The following is an 18,220-nucleotide window of genomic DNA, read 5'->3' on the forward strand; positions in this document are numbered from 1 at the left end:
ACTAATTTAATGAATGATAAAAGGATAGGAGGACTAAATAATGGCAAATGAACTACAGCCGCTTTCTTTACTTTTTCAAAACAGACTTTTCAGAATTCCGGATTATCAGAGAGGCTATGCTTGGCAGCAGTCACAGCTTACTGATTTTTGGGATGATTTAGTAAATCTTCAAGAAGGAAGATATCACTATACAGGTTTATTGTCTCTTAAGAATCTGAAATCTTCTGAAACAACATCGTGGGGTAGTGATCTTTGGATGGAATCAAAAGGATTCAAGCCCTGTCATATTGTTGATGGACAGCAGAGACTGACAACTTTTGTTATTCTTTTAAATGAAATCGTGGAGTATTCCAGAATATTAAAAGAGAATGGAGGTTTATCCGACCGGGATATTGTGCTGGGATATGAAACGTTGGAAGATGTAGTTGCCAAATATATTTGTCAACATAGACCGCCGAATAAGCAGATAACTACATACCTGTTCGGTTATGAGGTGGACAACCCTAGTTCTGACTATTTACAGTACAAAATTTTTAATGAGCCTTATTCCGGGACCGTTAATGAAACGTACTACACAAGAAATCTGAAGTTTGCCAAGAACTTCTTTAGAGAGAATCTGACCGCCCTCTATGAGAGCGAAGGCATGGATGGAATCAATGAATTATACCTCAAACTGACGCAGAGGCTAATGTTTAACATTCATGAAATCGATGATGATTACGATGTGTTTGTAGCATTTGAAACCATGAATAACCGTGGTAAGAAACTCACAAACCTGGAATTATTGAAGAACCGACTAATTTACCTGACAACTCTTTATCCGGAAAGTAAGTTCGATAAGATGGATAAAGAGAATCTGCGTAAACAGATTAATGATACCTGGAAGGAAGTGTACTTCCAGCTTGGCAGAAATGAGAAGACCCCGCTCTCGGATGATGATTTTTTGAGGGCACATTGGATTGTGTATTTCGCTTACTCCAGAAGAAAAGGTGATGACTATATTCATTTCCTTTTGAACAAGTTCTCTGCCAAGAATATTTTTGAAAAGAAAACGGTGGCTGTTGCCGATGACTCCTTGACGGTTGTTAGTGTTACGGACTATGATTCGGATACTGACATTGAAGATGAATCTGGTGAAGTAGAAACTGTTGAGGTTTCCAAACTTGAACATGGAGAAATCCTTGACTATGCAAACAGTCTGAAAAATATGGCAAAGTACTGGTATGATACTTTCTTTCCATTCCAGAGTGAGAACCTTTCCGATGATGAAAAGGTATGGGTGGATCGTTTGAACCGCATCGGCATTGGACATTTCAGACCATTGATTATGGCTGTTATCAGCCGAAGAGACTTGAAACCGGAAAAGAGGATTGAACTGTATACAGCCGTTGAGAGATTTATCTTTATTTGTTTCCGTCTTGGATATTTTAATGCCACATTCAGAAGCAGTGAGTATTATCGTGCATCACGCAGCATTTACCTCAAGGAAATGGATATTGATGATTTAATCAATGATATCAATGAAACTACGGATGCCAATATCGAATATGCACTTCCGAACTTTATAACCAAGATAGAAAAGCACTTCGATAACAAGGGTGGTTTCTATTACTGGAATTCTATCAAGTACTTCTTATATGAGTATGAGTACCAGCTTGCAAAGAAAAACAACCTGGATAAGGTGAGTTGGGAGATGTTTACAAAGACTGAAAAGGACAAAGTTTCTATTGAGCATATTCTTCCGCAGACTCCGTCAAGGTTCTATTGGCGTAATCAATTTAGACAGTTTAGCGGCGAGGAAATCGAATTATTGTCCTGCACTCTTGGAAACCTACTTCCTCTTTCACAGAGTATCAATTCAGCATTGCAGAATGATAGTTTTGAGGATAAGAAAACATCCAAGAACGGTGGCCGAAGAGGTTATCAGAATGGATCGCATTCTGAAATTGAGGTTGCCAAGGAATCTGACTGGACAGCAGACCGGATTTATCAGAGAAGCAAGAAACTTCTGGAGTTCATGGAAAACAGATGGAAGTTTAGTTTTACTTCAGAACAGATGAATAAACTCATCTATGTTACATGGGTAAATGATGGCAGGGCTGTCCCAGCCCCGCTATCAGAAGAATCGGAAAAACCTGCTGATTCATCAAGCAAAGGAAAACAACCTTCTAAGCCCGTAGGCGATTTAGGGGAGCTTCAACTTAAATTTTGGTCAAGCTTTGTAGAATACTGTAAGGAAGAAGGCAGAGATACTGACATTGCTCTTCGTAAACCATTGGCACAGAATTGGTATGATATTCCTGTGAATGGTTCTGATTACCATCTTTCTTATACCGTTACACGCAGTAAGTATTTATCCTTACTGATTTATGTTTATAATAAAGAAGCGTTTGAAAGACTCGAAAGTAAGAAGAACAAGATTGAAGAAATCTTTGGAAACAAGCTTGACTGGTATTCCAGCCGTGAAGGTAGTGAGGCAAAACGCATCATCTATAAGCGTGAAGCCGATGTGTTCAATCCATCAAAGCAGGAAGAATACTTTGCCTGGATGATTGATAAATGTGATGAACTTAGTAATGCACTTGTGCAGGTCGGTGAAATGGACGAAGAACCGAAGGAAAAAGATAAGTTTTCAAAGTTGAATCAGTATCTTGAAAACTGTGGGAAAACCGAACTGACATTGACCTTTACTGATATTGAAGCCATTATTGGTTGCAACCTTTGTAAGTCAGCATACAACTATTCTGCATACTGGACTCCATCACCAACCCATACAATGCCGAATGCCATCCTAGCAGCAGGATTTAAAGTGGTATCGGTTGATTTGCATTCTAATACATTGTTATTGCGTAAACAATAGCAATTTTCGAAAGTTGTCTAATTTATAGGAGGTGTTGATATGAGAGTCTTGGATTTAGATATGGATTATTTTATGACTGAAATAGCAAGTACTCCATTTTCTTGTGAAGTAAGACATGATGAAGAGTGCTATGGGGATTCAGTATGGACTGAAGAGGAAGTTCGACAATTTTTAGAACAAAATTTAGGATTATCAAAAAATCACAAAATTCCAGGAAGAATATTGACCGGTCATAATTAGGCACTGATATTTTGGAAAGAACTTATTAATAGTAAAATGCTTTCAGATCCTTTTGACGTTGTTCATATTGATTCTCATGCTGATTTAGTTTTGGGTGGCGCATCATGGAGTTTTTGCAAAGTGAGTTTCTTACACATCCGATTGATTCAAGAAGAAAAATTAGCGAGTATGAGTTTTACAATAAAATAAAAGTAATTAGTATAGGTGATTATTTACTTTGGGCAGTTGCCTATAGAATGGTTTCAGGCTTTCAAAATGACAGATGTTTTATAGCTCATGGTCTGATGGCTAGTGTACATCCAGTTTAGTTATTATGGAAAAATGGCGAGCGTAATACAAGTATTTTGTTCCATAATATCATCTTAACAACTTGTAATTTCAATTCGTTCCATAATATAGGTAATCCCTATCAGCACACGTCGAGTGTGTTGCTCTGCTCGTAAAAGCCTAGAAACCTTTGAACGAAAGGGATACTGAAAAGCCTTGAAATCAAGGCTTTTTGCTATGTGGTGGGGAAGTATCAGAGTGAGAAAATTTTTGGAGTGGGTAGAAGTGATAGCTAGAGATTATCAGTTTCTATTTCCATTTACCCTGTGGGTACGTGTTTGTTCCCATTGACAAGGAGTTTGTGGGAATAGAAACGTCCCCACCTCTAATATCGCCTGAATGGTCGATTGGTCGATTGAAGTGTGAGTTCTGAAATTGATATAATACAACTTAACTTTTTTTGAAAAAAATTCGAAAATTTATTTTGACTTGCGAATATAATAAGTGAGAGCAAGTTGTTTACTTATTAATGATGAAGAGGAAAAGTAGAATGACAACAATAGTACATTAGGAATTTTCGGAGTATTTTGATAGACTAATAGTTGATTATCCAGTCAATAAAATTATTGTTCAAAATTTTGAACGTTCAGCGAAAAATATCATTATTAGTGAGATTTTATAGCACTAACAGATTTACTCCTTTTTGAAAATATATTAATATAGCTCAGATAAAATCCGTTCTTAATCTTGAAGAAAATTTTGAACACTTAAATTTTCCTACGGTTATTTTTAGTAACTATAAATAGTATTGTATGATACATGGCGTTTTAATGATTTGACAAATTCATTGAACTTGTTTATAATAAAAATATAAAATACGTGAGGTGAAGTTACATGAATAATTAAGCTACTTATTAGTCGTTCTTAAAACTTGTATGAGGTTGCATTAACCGACGATACAAGGGGTAAGACTGCTCATAAGGGCTTGCTATTCGTGTGACTTTTTCCATAGGGAAAGGTCATGTTTTGCATGACTTTTTTCTTGTGTCATTTTTTGAAGAATAGAAGCCCTTTTTGTGAAGAAAAGAGGTCTATATGGAAATGATAAAATGTATTCAATTAGAGAAGGAATTTGCGGGACGTAGTTTGTTTACAATCCAGCAGTTGAGCCTTCAAGCTGGTCAAAAGGTTGGTTTGGTTGGAAATAATGGTGTTGGCAAGTCTACTTTTTTGAAAATCTTACTAGGACTGGATAGGGATTTTGCTGGTCAGGTTGAGGTAAAAGCAGACTGGGCCTATGTACCCCAGTTACAGGAAAGGAGCTCGCTTTCAGGTGGGGAACAGGTTTGGAAGTCTATTCAAGAGGCTTTTGCCCAAAGACCACAGTTGTTAATTATGGATGAACCGACAGCTAACCTAGACTATGAACACCAGGAAAAGCTGATCAAACAAATCAAACGCTATCGTGGCAGTCTACTGGTTGTCAGTCATGATCGGCATTTTCTCAATCAAATAGCCAGTCATATATGGCATTTAGAGGAAGGAAAGATAGAGGTTTATTCTGGGGACTACGATTGCTTTGTCCAAAGTAGGAAAGCGAACCGAGAAGGACAGCAGGAAGCTTATGAAGCCTATCAGAAAAAAGTCGCTCAACTGAAAAAAGCCCAACATGAACGTCAGGCAAAGGCTCAGAAGATGGGGAAGAGAAAGAAAGGTATTTCATCGTCTGAGTGGAAGGTTAATGCTATGATGGGTTCCTATGATAGTCAAGCCAAGTCTATGGCCAAGACTGCCAAGCATTTGGAAAAACGGATAGAGCGTTTGGACAAGGTTGAACAACCCAGAAAGGAAGCGTGGGTAAAGATGGAAGCGAAAGGTGCCTTGGATACGGGACTTCACAGTCTCTTTCGTTTGCAGGCTGGTCAGCTCTGGATTGAGGAAACCTATTTATTTGATTTTCCTCAACTTGGCATGACTTTTGGGGATAAACTAGCTTTGGTTGGGTCAAATGGTACTGGGAAAACCAGTTTTGTTCGGAAATTGATTTCAAAAGAATTAGAAGGCTATTACAATCCAAAATTAAAAATTGCCTATTTCTCTCAGGATTTGACCAGTCTCAATGAAGAGGAAACAGCCTTTGTGAATGCTAGCTCGACGTCGCTTCAAGATAGGGTAACGGTTCTCAATTTATTGGGCATGTTGGGACTTTCTTACGATAAGGCCCAGCAGAAGGTAGCAAATCTGTCTGGTGGTGAACGTGTTCGACTTTCTTTGGCCAAGGTCTTGTTATCGGATGCAAATCTTTTGATAGTAGATGAGCCAACAAACTATCTGGATATTACAGCCATAGAAGCTCTGGAGAAATTTTTGCAGGAATACCAGGGAAGTGTGCTCTTGATTTCCCATGATCAGCGGTTTGTTGAGAGTATTGTCCAAAGAAAATGGCTGGTTGAGTATAATCAGCTAACTGAGGAGCCATAGATGTACTCGCTTAGTCTCTATTGTCTTACATTGATGTATTGATATTTTCCTCAGAAGGAAAGAATTAAACATAGGGTATGTTTTTATAGAAAAGCTTAAAATAAATAGTGGCGCAATAGTGGAAAAGATTACAGATAATTACCCAATATATTTTGGCAAGAAGTATGGCATTAATTTAGAAGCTGAAAAGGAATTTTCAATTGAACAATAAATAACAAAAATATAAAAAACAGGAACAGTCAATTGAACAGTTCCTATTTTTCTGCTAAATATGTTGTAGTTTTCTTATATGTATAATGATAGATTAGTGGATTCTCTTCTAAGGTTCTTACTTCAAATATGAAGAAGTGATCGCGATTATCTCTAGCCTTTTCCTTATTTAGGACAAAGTAATTCTTACGAGAAGTTGCCATTGTTTTGAGGATATCATCAGTCAGAAAGGTCAATGGAATATTCATGTTGGAGTAGCGGTAGAAGTCACGTTCAAAATCTTGGTAGCTCTCGCTATAATAGTCCATTTGCAGGTGATTACGCTGAAATTCAAGCTGATTCATAGAGCACCTCCTCTACAAGTTCAATACTAACAATGTCTTTTAATTTCAAATTAATGTGACCTGTTGTAGTTTTTATTAATATGAAATCTTTGGTCAGACTTGGTATTGTTCCAGTATAGGAAACTCGATTGTTTTTTTCAACTACATGAATGCGCGTGTTCAGTTGCCCAGCATAAACTTGACTGAGGAGTAATAATTTCTTCTCCAGTGACAAATCTGACATATACGTTACTTTGTTTGCATCGTCAGTGAGTGCTGATGTATGCTCAGATAGGAAAAAGCCCATCCATTTTTGCATCTTAGTATCTTGGTACTCTCTTGCTGATTGAAATGGTAAGTATGAACGGTCAATCATTTTAATCCCTCTAATCCACCAGCGGAATGACCGCCGATAAGTTTACTGCGTTCAATATTTCTGGAACCTTCAGTTAGGACGGTTCCTTTTTGTATGGCTAAAAAACCAAACTGTTCTCTGACAACATCAATTGCTATCTGAAGTCTATTTTCTTTTTCAATTTGATCTACATCATCAAAGAGTGATAGTAGAGTATACTATGTAGAAAATAGTCATGAAGCTTGTACCTTTGTCAATGATGTGAGACCAAAAAGGTACCCCAAATTTCAAGTTGAAGTTAGCCACCCAAAAGAAATTCACTTGGCGACTTGTAGTCCAAGCATTTTTTAGGGTAGTTATTAATCCAATTTTCGATAAAAGCGACTTCTTTCGGAGTCGTTTTCTTGGTTCCTTTAGGTAACCATCTCCGAATCAATCGATTATGGTTTTCATTTGAACCTCTTTCCCATGAAGAGTAGGGATGTGCATAGTAGATATGTTCCTCAGGAAACACTTCAACCAATCGACTAAATTCCGAACCATTATCTGCAGTTATTGATAAAATATGATACTCAGCTATTAGTAACCTAAGTGCCTGATTGACAGATTCAGCAGTTTTATTTGGAATTAATCTTATGATTTGGTGTCTACTTCGTCGGTCGGTTAAGACTAAAAGACACTGATTTTTCGCTCTGGTTAGTAGAACTGTATCAATTTCATAATGACCGTTTTCCAATCGAAGATTGATGACCTCCGGTCGCTCTTCAATTGATTTACCAGCTGGCTTAAAGTTCGGACTGGCTTGCTTCTTGACAGCTTTCCATTTTCTAGGATAAAGCATATCCGCTTTTGTCAAACCTAAATGACCATTATGAAACCAATAGTAGATAGTTGAAATACCAACTTTCACTTGCTTCTTCTTAACCATCATTTCAGGCGAAAATTTTTGCTTATGATAGTGTAAAATCTTCTCTTTCATTTCTTTCGTTAGGATTATCTTTTTAACCGACCGTTTTCGATTGGATTGGTAAACAGTTTGTGCATAATCAGCAGAATAAACTTTCTTGTAGACCCCTTTTCGCACTTGTTGTAAGGTTGTCCCACGCTTGATTTCATTATGAATTGTTTGAGGAGCCTTTCCAAGCAAGCCTGCAATTTCACGATTGGACTTATTTTCAAGTTTCCACCGCTCAATCAAGCGACGGTTATCTATTGTCAAATGTTTCCCTTTTGGTGTATAATACTTTTGCATCTCTGTGCCTTTCCTTGTGTTTGTGGTGAACAACAAGTATAGCACAGAGGTGTTTTCTTATACCTTACATCAGATTTCATTTGACAACAGGAACCCTTGAAGCTGTTTTTTCAGCTAAACCAAGGCTATGATTAGCCTTGGGCACCTAGCCTAACAGCTTCAAGCCTGTTATCAAATGAAATCATCAACTTACTCAAACATAGTGAAACATCTAATTCTTGACTAAGGTAAGGTGGCTAACTTCATTATAGAACTTTCGGACCAAAAAGGTACACAATAAATAACAAAAATATAAAAAAAGCTTGACCTCATATTTATATCGTGATAAAATATTCAAGAACGTGAAAATGTTACATTGCAAATGAGGGGAGTGAAAAAAATGTCAAAAACAGTAGTACGTAAGAATGAATCACTTGACGATGCTCTTCGTCGTTTCAAACGTTCTGTAACTAAAGCTGGTACTCTTCAAGAGTCACGCAAACGTGAATTCTACGAAAAACCTTCTGTAAAACGTAAACGTAAATCAGAAGCAGCTCGTAAACGTAAAAAATTCTAAGAGCGTATAAGAAAAAGATGAGATACTCATCTTTTTTCTTTTTTAGTGTTAATTGAATGTACAAAAAGAGACTAGTGTCAACACTAGTCTTCTTTTATGCTTATTTTTTAGCGAGAAGATCGCGGATTTCTGTAAGCAATTCTTCTTGAGTTGGAGCAGCTTCTTCAACAACTTCTTCCTCTTTTTTACTAAGAGCCATAGCAGCATTGGCACCTTTAACGATGAAGAACAAAACAGTCCCAACGATAAGGAAGTTGATAACAGCGCTTAAGAAGCTACCGTAAGCAACACCGTTCCAAGTCAACTGTGCAATATTTTCTGCACCAGCTGCTTTTAGAGCTGGGTTAAGAAATAGTGGTGTGATAACATCTTCAACAAGTGAAGTAATGATAGCACCAAATGCAGCTCCGATAATAACTGCAACAGCAAGGTCAAGGACATTTCCTTTAAACAAGAAATCTTTTAATTCTTTAATCATGATGTTTTCCTTTCTTTTTCATCATAGATGATTATATCTGATTATCTACCTACTTGTCAAAGACTTTGACTTATTTTTTTATTTTACATTACATTTTTTCAATGGTATAATGTAATATATTGTTTAAAATGGGTTTTTTGTGTGGAGGTGATGGTGTGGCGTTAACAAAAGAAACTATTGCTGAGATAAAAAATAGTGTTAACATTGTTGATGTTATTGGAGAAGTTGTCACCTTATCTAAAGCTGGACGGCAGTTTTTGGGGTTATGTCCTTTTCATAAAGAAAAAACACCCTCATTTAACGTTCTAGAAGATCGTCAATTTTTTCATTGTTTTGGTTGCGGTAAGTCAGGGGATGTTTTTAAATTTTTAGAGGAATATAGAGGCTTATCTTTTTTGGAATCCGTTCAGGTAATTGCAGAGCGTTCGGGATTTGATATTGCCCCACAGATTCAAGTTCCTGTAAAAAAAGAACATCCCTATCAAAATTTATTTCAAATTAATCAAGATGCAGCTAAATTTTTTCATGCTGTTTTGATGACAACAACAGAGGGAGAGGCTGCTCGACAATACCTCTATTCAAGAGGTTTAACAGATGAGCAGTTGATTTATTTTAATATCGGTTTAGCACCTGATGCTGCTGATTACCTTTATCAATCGTTATCAAAAAAATGGGATGAAAATACATTACTCAATTCTGGTCTTTTTACTTTAACGGATACGAATAATATATTTGACTCCTTTCGTAATCGCTTGATGTTTCCTCTCTCAAATGATTCAGGTCAGGTGATAGGATTTTCGGGTAGGATATGGACTGAGCGAGATCAACAAGAAAAAAAAGCAAAGTATAAAAATACTCGTGCCACACCCATTTTTAATAAATCTTATGAGCTGTATCACTTGGATAAGGCTAAGTCCAGTATTTCCAAATATCGTGAAGTTTATCTCATGGAAGGCTTTATGGATGTCATTGCCGCTCATCAATCAGGAATAAATCATGCGGTAGCATCAATGGGAACTGCGCTGACTCCAGAACATATAGTGCATTTGCAAAAGGTGACAAAAAAGGTAGTGCTTGTCTATGATGGTGATCGTGCTGGGCAAGAAGCGACCGCAAAAGCTTTAGATTTGCTCAAAGACTTTTCTGTCGAAATTGTTCGCCTCCCTAATCAAATGGATCCTGATGAATTTTTACAAAAAAATTCCAAGGAGGCTCTAGCTGACTTATTAAAAGAGTCTCGTGTAAGTGATGTGGAGTTTTGGATTCACCACCTTTTACCCCATAATTTAGATAACCTGCAAACAGAGATTGCATATGTTGAAAAAATGGCAAAGATTATTGCCAAAGTGCCGTCTATTACAGCCCAGAACACTTATATTTCTCTTTTGGCTGACTTGTTACCTGATTTTAACTTTTATCAAATTGAACAATCTGTTAATAACGAACGACTAAGTACTAGACAAAATCAAGCCATCATCCGTCAAGCTGAAGCTAAAATTAGTATTGATTTACCGATTACAAAACAAATGACTTCACTTGAGCGGGCTGAAAATCATCTTTTTCATCGCTTAATACATCATCCTGATTTATTAAATGACTTTCGATTAAAAGAGGAGTTTCGATTTCAAAGTGCTGCACTTGAGCAGCTATATGACATTTTAAAATTAGAAGGCGAGATCGGAACGATGGACTTGGCCAAATTGGATGATAAGGTCCAATCAGCCTACTATCAAGTCTTGGAAGAAAACCTTCCAAAAGAGGTCACTGAAGAAGAGGTGTCAGATATTTTACGTCAAATCGAGCGCTATGTGACAAAAGAAGAGTTATTAAAACAAACTAAGGCACTACGTGAGAATAGTCATCACGGAGATTTAGACTATGAGACCTTAGCTTTGGAGCAGTTGATTGCTCAGAAAAGAAAAATGGAATAGAGGATAGGAATGACAAAAAGTAAAGAAATCACAACATTTAACGTTCAAGTAGCTGATTTTATTCGTAATCATAAAAAAGCAGGAACAGCAGTAGATACAGAGGTTTTTGAAAAACTGGTCTCTCCTTTTGGACTAGAAGCTGAGGCAATTGAAAACTTAATTGAACGCCTAGCAGACGGAGGAATTTCAATTACAGATAGTCAAGGAAATCCTTCATCAACTTATAAAACTCCAGAGATCAAGCCAGAGGAGTTAACAGACGAGGAATTACTTGGCAGTAACTCAGCTAAAGTCAATGATCCAGTACGTATGTACTTGAAAGAAATTGGTGTGGTTGCTCTTTTAACCAATGAAGAGGAAAAAGAGTTAGCGATTGCCGTTGAAAATGGTGACCTTCAAGCTAAACAACGTTTAGCTGAAGCTAACTTACGTTTGGTTGTTTCTATTGCGAAACGTTATGTTGGTCGTGGGATGCAATTTCTTGATTTGATTCAAGAAGGTAATATGGGCTTGATGAAAGCGGTGGATAAGTTCGACTATTCTAAAGGATTTAAGTTTTCAACTTATGCAACCTGGTGGATTCGTCAAGCCATTACACGCGCTATCGCCGATCAGGCACGTACCATTCGTATTCCTGTCCACATGGTAGAGACCATTAACAAGTTGGTTCGTGAGCAACGTAATCTCTTACAAGAGTTAGGACAAGATCCTACACCAGAGCAAATTGCAGAGCGTATGGATATGACACCTGACAAAGTGCGTGAAATCTTGAAAATTGCACAAGAACCTGTATCTCTTGAAACTCCAATTGGTGAAGAAGACGACAGTCATTTAGGAGATTTTATTGAGGATGAAGTGATTGAAAATCCAGTAGATTATACGACACGTGTTGTTTTAAGAGAGCAGTTGGACGAGGTGCTTGACACATTGACAGATCGTGAAGAAAATGTCTTACGCTTACGTTTTGGTCTTGATGATGGGAAAATGCGTACCTTAGAAGATGTAGGTAAGGTCTTTAATGTCACACGTGAACGTATCCGTCAAATTGAAGCTAAGGCACTTCGTAAATTACGTCATCCAAGCCGTAGCAAACAATTGCGTGACTTTATGGAAGAATAAGGAGACGGTATGGCAAACTATACAGAGCAAGAGGTAGAAGCTATCAAAGACCGTATTTTACAAGGATTGGAAACGGTCATTGACCCTGAATTAGGCATTGATGTTGTGAATCTAGGCTTGATTTATGAAATCCGTTTTGAAGACGATGGGGCAACTGAGATTGATATGACTTTGACAACGATGGGGTGTCCACTGGCAGATTTATTAACAGATCAAATTCATGATGCCATGAAGGAAATTCCAGAGGTCACTAAAACAGAAGTGAAGTTGGTATGGCAACCAGCTTGGACAGTGGATAAAATGAGTCGGTATGCACGCATCGCCTTAGGGATTAGATAAATAAAAAATCAGATTGGATAGATTACCCAATCTGATTTTTTGTCTCGTAGCAGAAAATTGCTAGCAGTCCGGAATTATGATAATGTAGATTTATCAGAATAAACAAGGAGAACAATATGGTGAAAAAATATGATTATATCGTGATAGGTGGAGGTTCAGGAGGTATTGCTTCTGCAAATCGTGCAGCGATGTATGGTGCGAAAGTCTTGTTAATTGAAGGAAAAGAAATAGGTGGTACTTGTGTCAATTTAGGTTGTGTTCCTAAAAAAGTCATGTGGTACGGTGCGCAAGTAGCAGAAACCCTTCATAAATATGCTCCAGCTTATGGCTTTGATCTTTCTGTTGATCGATTTGATTTTCAGACCCTAAAGGCAAATCGTCAAGCTTATATTGAGCGCATTCATCAATCTTATGAACGTGGTTTTGAACAAACTGGAGTTGAAAAGTTATCGGCTTATGCAACTTTTATTGATGAGCATACTGTTGAGGCAAACGGTGAGTATTATACTGCGCCACATATTTTGGTGGCAACCGGTGGACATGCTCTTTATCCTGATATTGAAGGGGCTGAATATGGGATGACCTCAGATGGCTTTTTTGCTCTAGAGGAACTTCCTAAGCGTGTAGCGGTTGTAGGAGCAGGCTATATTGCAGTAGAAGTATCTGGAGTTCTCCATAGTTTAGGGGCGGAAACACATCTTTTTGTTCGCCAAGATCGTCCACTTCGTCATTTTGACCGCTATATTGTTGAGGCTCTGGTAGAGGAGATGGAGGCTGATGGCCCTATTTTACATACCTATGCAATTCCTCAAAAAGTAGTTAAAAACCCAGATCAAACGCTTACTTTATATCTTGAAAATGGTGAAACTTTTACTGTCGATGCTTTGATTTGGGCTATCGGAAGACGTCCTAATACTGCAGGATTCGGTTTAGAAAAAACAGGGGTCGCCTTAACAGATAAAGGCTATATTGCCGTGGATGAATTTGAAAATACATCGGTAGAAGGCATATACGCTCTTGGGGATGTGACAGGTAAATTAGAGTTAACACCAGTTGCCGTTGCAGCAGGACGTCGGTTGTCAGAGCGTCTATTTAACCATAAACCTGACGAAAAACTAGATTATACCAATGTGGCCACAGTTGTCTTTAGTCATCCTGCAATTGGAAGTGTAGGATTGACAGAAGAAGCTGCTATTGAAAAATATGGAAAAGAAAGTATAAAAGTTTACACCTCAACGTTTACTTCTATGTACACAGCTGTCAGCGCTCACCGTCAAGTCTGTCGTATGAAATTAGTTGTACAAGGAAAAGATGAAAAGGTTATTGGACTTCATGGTATTGGATATGGAGTTGATGAGATGATTCAAGGCTTTGCGGTGGCTATTAAAATGGGAGCAACAAAAGCAGATTTTGACAATACTGTAGCAATTCATCCAACAGGGGCAGAGGAGTTTGTCACAATGAGATGATGTTGATAATAGAAAAAGAGACTGATCAAGTCTCTTTTATAGTGTTAGGGGATAAATTTTTGTCGAATTTCTGAAATAAAATAAAGTGATCCTGTTACAACAAATAAGGTTTCCTGCTCCTCCTCATGATACCAGTCCTCAAAATGCTTTACTTTATTAAAGTGATCGGGATACTGATTCAGTGGTTGTGCTTCAAAAAAATCAAAGCTAGTGACACTAAGCGGGTAGTCACTAAGCGCATTTAATAAAGGAGAGAGAGACTTACGGCCTAGTCCTGCAAATAGAATTTTAACTTTTCTAGAAGGGTAATGATCTTGTAAAAGCGTTAGTAATTGCTTGATACCATCACTATTGTGTGCACCATCAAGTAACAAATTTGGACGAAGAAGCTCACTTCGTCCAGGCCATTTTGTGTTGTTTAGCCCTTGTTTTATTGTTTTTAAAGAAATTTTTGGAAAGGTTTCTGATAAGATAAGACTACACATCGCAGCTAGGCTGGCATTAATTTTTTGGTGTTGCCCTAAGAGTTGAAGGTGGATAGGGCTAATGACAATATCGTGATAAGTGAAAGTATCCTTGCTCAGTTTAAAATCTTGTTCAGCTTCAAAAGTTAAGCTATCATGATTGTAGGCAGTGTTGTAAAAGAGTTGGCGAACATCATTGGAAACAGGTCCAAAAATTAAAGGAACATGATCTTTGAGCACCCCGATTTTATGTTTCGCAATTGATAAGTGGCTTTTACCTAACTTATCTTCGTGATCAAGACTGATAGAAGTGCAAATAACTGCTAGTGGTATAAAAACATTGGTCGCATCATAAAGACCCCCAATCCCAGCTTCAATAAAAGCAATATCCACATTTTTTTGAGCAAAGTATTGAAACATTAAGATGGTGACCAACTCAAATTCTGTGATGTCTCCAAATGTTGTCTCTTTTAGATTTTCAAGCATGGGGAGAATAGAGTTTAACAGAACTGTTAAATCTGCATCAGGGATTTCTTCTCCACAGATGGCAATTCGCTCATTAAAGCGAGTAATATAAGGAGAAGTGAAGGTTCCCACTTGATAACCAGCCTCTGTAAAAATATGTTGAAGGTAGCTGGTTGTGGAGCCTTTTCCGTTTGTCCCAACAATATGGACAGCTGGAAATTGATGTTGTGGGTTACCTAGCTGCTCTAGACACCATCTAACACGATCAAGATTGGTGCCTCTTCCTTTGGCGCGTTTACTGTGAATGAAATTCAATGTTTCTTGATAGTTCATGGATTTCCTTTATATAAAAAGGGGAGTGATGGAAACTAAAATGTTAACATTTTAGTTTCCATCACTCCCCACATAAAATCTTAAGAATAAAAGAGATGGTTTAAGGTGTTGTGACACTGTCAGCAGCAGAAGGAGTTTCACTGGTTGCAGTGGCTGCTTCAGTTGCTGTAGTGGTTTCGTTACTGATGGCCTCACTTGAAGAGGTGAGTGTACTGTCTTCGATAGTATCAGTTGAGCTGCTCTCAACAGTTGTTGTTACTTGATTACTTGCGTCAGTACCTGCTTCAGCACTAGAGCTAATGTAGCTACCTGCAGTATTATTATTTGTTGTATCAACTTGTTTGACGATGGAACTACTAGATGAGGTGTTATCTTTTTCTTTATTACTATTCATATAGTTGTTGATAGTAAGGGATGCTGTGATAATCCCCAAAGTTCCCCCTATGATAGCAATGGTTTTTTGAAGGGCGGAAATCCCTGTCGAGAGATGCTCAGTAGCACGTTTACCTTGTTTTTTAGTTTGCTTTTGATTTCTTGAGTATTCGTTTGACATGCTATCCTCCTTGTTTTTTATTATTATACATTTTTTTGAGAAAAATTCCATATCTAAAGGTAAATTTCTTTTGACTTATTCTGGTGATAAATATGCTATAATGAAAGAGATTGAAAAAAGAGAGAGAATGACGTAATATGATTTTTTTTGATAACGCTGCAACGACTCGCCCTTATACAGAAGTATTGAGAACTTATCAGGAGGTTGCAGAAAAAATTTTTGGAAACCCATCGAGTTTACATCGTCTAGGGAGTCAGTCCACACGTATCTTAGAAGCTTCACGAAAACTAATTGCAGATTTAATCAAGGTCTCTTCTGATGAAATTTTCTTCACTTCAGGAGGGACAGAAGCTGATAATTGGGCCATTAAAGGCATTGCCTTTGAAAAACGTCAATATGGAAAACATATCTTAGTATCAGCAATTGAGCATCCAGCGGTTAAAGCATCTGCTAAATGGCTAACCAAACAAGGTTTTGAAGTTGATGAAATTCCTGTAACAAAAGAAGGATTTGTGGATGTTGAAGCTTTTAAACAACTGTTAAGACAAGATACGATCTTGGTTTCGGTTATGGCAGTCAACAATGAAATTGGCAGTGTTCAACCTCTAGAAGCTATTGCGGCAGTTTTAAAAGATAAGCCGACAGTTTCTTTTCATGTTGATGCGGTTCAAGCTATTGGAAAAATAGAAGTAGAAGATTTTTTATTGGACAGGGTTGATTTTGCAAGCTTTTCGAGTCATAAATTCCACGGTGTACGTGGAGTGGGTTTTCTTTATAAAAAAGCTGGTAAGAAAATTTCCCCTTTGTTATCTGGGGGAGGTCAAGAGTCTGATTTACGCTCGACAACTGAAAACCTTGCAGGGATTGCGGCAACAGCCAAGGCGTTGCGTTTAACTTTAGATAAAGCAGAAGCAGCTCATCACAAGATGGCTAAGATGAAGCAGGTTATTTTATCAGAGTTAGAACAACGGGATGATATCTTAATTTTTTCAGGAACAGAAAGGTTTACTCCCAATATTATAACTTTTGGAATTAAGGGAGTCCGTGGCGAAGTTGTGGTACATGCCTTTGAAGAGCACGATATTTTTATTTCAACGACTAGTGCCTGTTCTTCAAAAGCAGGAAGTCCAGCTGGTACTTTGATTGCTATGGGAATTCCAGTGAAAGATGCTCAAACTGCTGTTCGTATTAGTTTAGATGATGATAATGATATGGGGCAAGTAGAGCAATTTCTAACAATTTTTAAACAAATTTACGATAAAACCAAAAAGGTAAGGAGATAAGATGCAATATTCAGAAATTATGGTACGCTACGGTGAATTATCAACAAAAGGTAAGAATCGGATGCGTTTCATTAATAAACTAAAACGTAATATTCAAGACGTACTTTCTATTTATCCATCTGTTAAGGTGACGGCAGATCGCGATCGTTGTCATGTCTTTCTAAATGGACAAGATTATGCTCCTGTGGCGGAAAGTCTAAAGCAAATATTTGGTATCCAAGCTTTTTCACCTTCTTATAAGGTTGAAAAAGATGTTTCAGTGTTAAAAGACTCTGTCCAAAAGATTATGACTTCCATTTATCAAGAGGGGATGACCTTTAAAATTACGGCTAAGCGTAGTGATCACAGTTTTGAGTTAGATAGTCGTGATTTAAATTTAACGTTGGGAGATGCAGTTTTTGATGCAATTCCACATGTTAAAGTACAAATGAAAAATCCTGACATTAACCTTAAGGTTGAGATTCGTGATGAAGCTGCATATCTTTCTTATGAAAATATAAAAGGGGCAGGGGGACTACCAGTAGGAACTTCTGGAAAAGGGATGTTGATGTTGTCAGGTGGGATTGATTCACCTGTTGCTGGTTATCTTGCTTTAAAACGCGGTGTAGATATTGAGGCTGTCCATTTTGCAAGTCCCCCGTATACCAGTCCAGGTGCTTTAAAAAAAGCGCATGACTTGACACGTAAGTTGACTAAGTTTGGTGGTAATATTCAATTTATTGAGGTTCCTTTTACTGAAATTCAAGAAGAAATTAAAGATAAGGCTCCTGAAGCTTATTTGATGACTTTGACGCGTCGTTTTATGATGCGCATCACTGATGCTATTCGCGAAGAACGCGGAGGATTGGTGATTGTTAATGGTGAAAGTCTTGGGCAAGTCGCTAGTCAGACGCTTGAGTCTATGCAAGCCATCAATGCAGTGACTACAACACCTGTCATTCGTCCAGTGATTACGATGGATAAGTTAGAAATCATTGATTTAGCTCAAAAAATTGATACGTTTGATATTTCGATTCAACCTTTTGAAGATTGTTGTACAATTTTTGCACCAGATCGTCCTAAAACCAATCCTAAAATTAAAAATGCAGAGCAATATGAAGCTCGTATGGATGTAGAAGGCTTGGTGGCGCGTGCACTTTCAGGCATTATTGTGACAGAAATTACTCCTCAAGCAGAGCAAGACGAGGTTTCTGATTTAATCGAAGACTTACTTTAATAGAAGAGAAAGATTGGATGGTCGTC

Annotated in this window: 17 protein-coding genes and 1 pseudogene; 11 read left to right on the forward strand and 7 right to left on the reverse strand. The window is 37.6% G+C overall.

The features are described from left to right. Positions 1 to 40 precede the first annotated feature (40 nt). From ACEE75_RS04625 to vga(F), 4 genes are all read left to right on the forward strand, one after another. Positions 41 to 2,860: a DUF4268 domain-containing protein gene (locus ACEE75_RS04625; protein ID WP_105115071.1), complete on the forward strand. Its 2,820-nt coding sequence runs from the start codon at positions 41 to 43 to the stop codon at positions 2,858 to 2,860. A 39-nt stretch (positions 2,861 to 2,899) separates the two neighbouring features. Further along, positions 2,900 to 3,100: a hypothetical protein gene (locus tag ACEE75_RS04630; protein ID WP_105115072.1), complete on the forward strand. Its 201-nt coding sequence runs from the start codon at positions 2,900 to 2,902 to the stop codon at positions 3,098 to 3,100. Between the two features lie 104 nt (positions 3,101 to 3,204). Beyond that, positions 3,205 to 3,408, forward strand: a complete 204-nt coding sequence (locus ACEE75_RS04635; protein WP_136647592.1) for a hypothetical protein — start codon at positions 3,205 to 3,207, stop codon at positions 3,406 to 3,408. Positions 3,409 to 4,462: 1,054 nt separating this feature from the next. Next, on the forward strand, positions 4,463 to 5,848 hold the full coding sequence (vga(F), locus tag ACEE75_RS04640) for an ABC-F type ribosomal protection protein Vga(F) (RefSeq protein WP_449164706.1): 1,386 nt from the start codon (positions 4,463 to 4,465) through the stop codon (positions 5,846 to 5,848). 254 nt (positions 5,849 to 6,102) lie between these two features. Here the strand turns inward: vga(F) and ACEE75_RS04645 are convergent, their stop codons facing one another. From ACEE75_RS04645 to ACEE75_RS04660, 4 genes and pseudogenes are all read right to left on the reverse strand, one after another. Further along, positions 6,103 to 6,402: a DUF5960 family protein gene (locus ACEE75_RS04645; protein ID WP_027974808.1), complete on the reverse strand. Its 300-nt coding sequence runs from the start codon at positions 6,400 to 6,402 to the stop codon at positions 6,103 to 6,105. Next, positions 6,389 to 6,757, reverse strand: coding sequence for a hypothetical protein (locus ACEE75_RS04650; RefSeq protein WP_014636307.1), 369 nt, complete (start codon positions 6,755 to 6,757; stop codon positions 6,389 to 6,391). Before ACEE75_RS04650 ends, ACEE75_RS04645 begins: the two co-directional genes overlap by 14 nt. Continuing rightward, positions 6,754 to 6,954 (reverse strand): annotated as a pseudogene (locus ACEE75_RS04655) (hypothetical protein); the annotation flags it as partial. The pseudogene ACEE75_RS04655 and the gene ACEE75_RS04650, both read right to left, overlap by 4 nt. A gap of 80 nt (positions 6,955 to 7,034) precedes the next feature. Next, positions 7,035 to 7,988 (reverse strand): IS30 family transposase, encoded by a 954-nt coding sequence (locus ACEE75_RS04660; RefSeq protein ID WP_172054378.1) that lies wholly within the window; start codon positions 7,986 to 7,988, stop codon positions 7,035 to 7,037. 379 nt (positions 7,989 to 8,367) lie between these two features. Between ACEE75_RS04660 and rpsU the strand changes: the two genes are divergently transcribed. After that, positions 8,368 to 8,544, forward strand: a complete 177-nt coding sequence (gene rpsU / locus ACEE75_RS04665; protein ID WP_000048058.1) for a 30S ribosomal protein S21 — start codon at positions 8,368 to 8,370, stop codon at positions 8,542 to 8,544. Positions 8,545 to 8,644: 100 nt separating this feature from the next. Here the strand turns inward: rpsU and mscL are convergent, their stop codons facing one another. Beyond that, positions 8,645 to 9,022, reverse strand: coding sequence for a large conductance mechanosensitive channel protein MscL (mscL, locus tag ACEE75_RS04670; protein WP_447575272.1), 378 nt, complete (start codon positions 9,020 to 9,022; stop codon positions 8,645 to 8,647). Between the two features lie 128 nt (positions 9,023 to 9,150). On the opposite strand from mscL, the gene dnaG reads away from it, so the two are divergent. From dnaG to gorA, 4 genes are all read left to right on the forward strand, one after another. Continuing rightward, positions 9,151 to 10,953 (forward strand): DNA primase, encoded by a 1,803-nt coding sequence (gene dnaG / locus ACEE75_RS04675; RefSeq protein WP_447575271.1) that lies wholly within the window; start codon positions 9,151 to 9,153, stop codon positions 10,951 to 10,953. A gap of 9 nt (positions 10,954 to 10,962) precedes the next feature. Next, positions 10,963 to 12,072, forward strand: a complete 1,110-nt coding sequence (rpoD, locus tag ACEE75_RS04680) for an RNA polymerase sigma factor RpoD (protein ID WP_427895567.1) — start codon at positions 10,963 to 10,965, stop codon at positions 12,070 to 12,072. A gap of 9 nt (positions 12,073 to 12,081) precedes the next feature. After that, entirely contained in the window at positions 12,082 to 12,411 is a 330-nt protein-coding gene (locus ACEE75_RS04685; RefSeq protein ID WP_354369888.1) for a metal-sulfur cluster assembly factor, read from the forward strand. A gap of 116 nt (positions 12,412 to 12,527) precedes the next feature. Further along, positions 12,528 to 13,880 (forward strand): glutathione-disulfide reductase, encoded by a 1,353-nt coding sequence (gene gorA / locus ACEE75_RS04690; protein ID WP_447575270.1) that lies wholly within the window; start codon positions 12,528 to 12,530, stop codon positions 13,878 to 13,880. Between the two features lie 44 nt (positions 13,881 to 13,924). Here the strand turns inward: gorA and ACEE75_RS04695 are convergent, their stop codons facing one another. After that, entirely contained in the window at positions 13,925 to 15,142 is a 1,218-nt protein-coding gene (locus ACEE75_RS04695; RefSeq protein ID WP_447575269.1) for a bifunctional folylpolyglutamate synthase/dihydrofolate synthase, read from the reverse strand. A gap of 100 nt (positions 15,143 to 15,242) precedes the next feature. Continuing rightward, positions 15,243 to 15,695 carry a DUF6556 family protein gene (locus ACEE75_RS04700; RefSeq protein ID WP_447575268.1) on the reverse strand — a complete coding sequence of 151 codons (453 nt, stop codon included), beginning with the start codon at positions 15,693 to 15,695 and terminating at the stop codon, positions 15,243 to 15,245. A 137-nt stretch (positions 15,696 to 15,832) separates the two neighbouring features. Between ACEE75_RS04700 and ACEE75_RS04705 the strand changes: the two genes are divergently transcribed. Together ACEE75_RS04705 and thiI are read left to right on the forward strand one after the other, a co-directional pair. Next, positions 15,833 to 16,978 (forward strand): cysteine desulfurase family protein, encoded by a 1,146-nt coding sequence (locus tag ACEE75_RS04705; protein WP_447575267.1) that lies wholly within the window; start codon positions 15,833 to 15,835, stop codon positions 16,976 to 16,978. Between the two features lies 1 nt (position 16,979). Further along, entirely contained in the window at positions 16,980 to 18,194 is a 1,215-nt protein-coding gene (gene thiI / locus ACEE75_RS04710; protein ID WP_447575266.1) for a tRNA uracil 4-sulfurtransferase ThiI, read from the forward strand. Positions 18,195 to 18,220 lie beyond the last annotated feature (26 nt).

Source organism: Streptococcus sp. 11273D007BT (assembly GCF_053547195.1).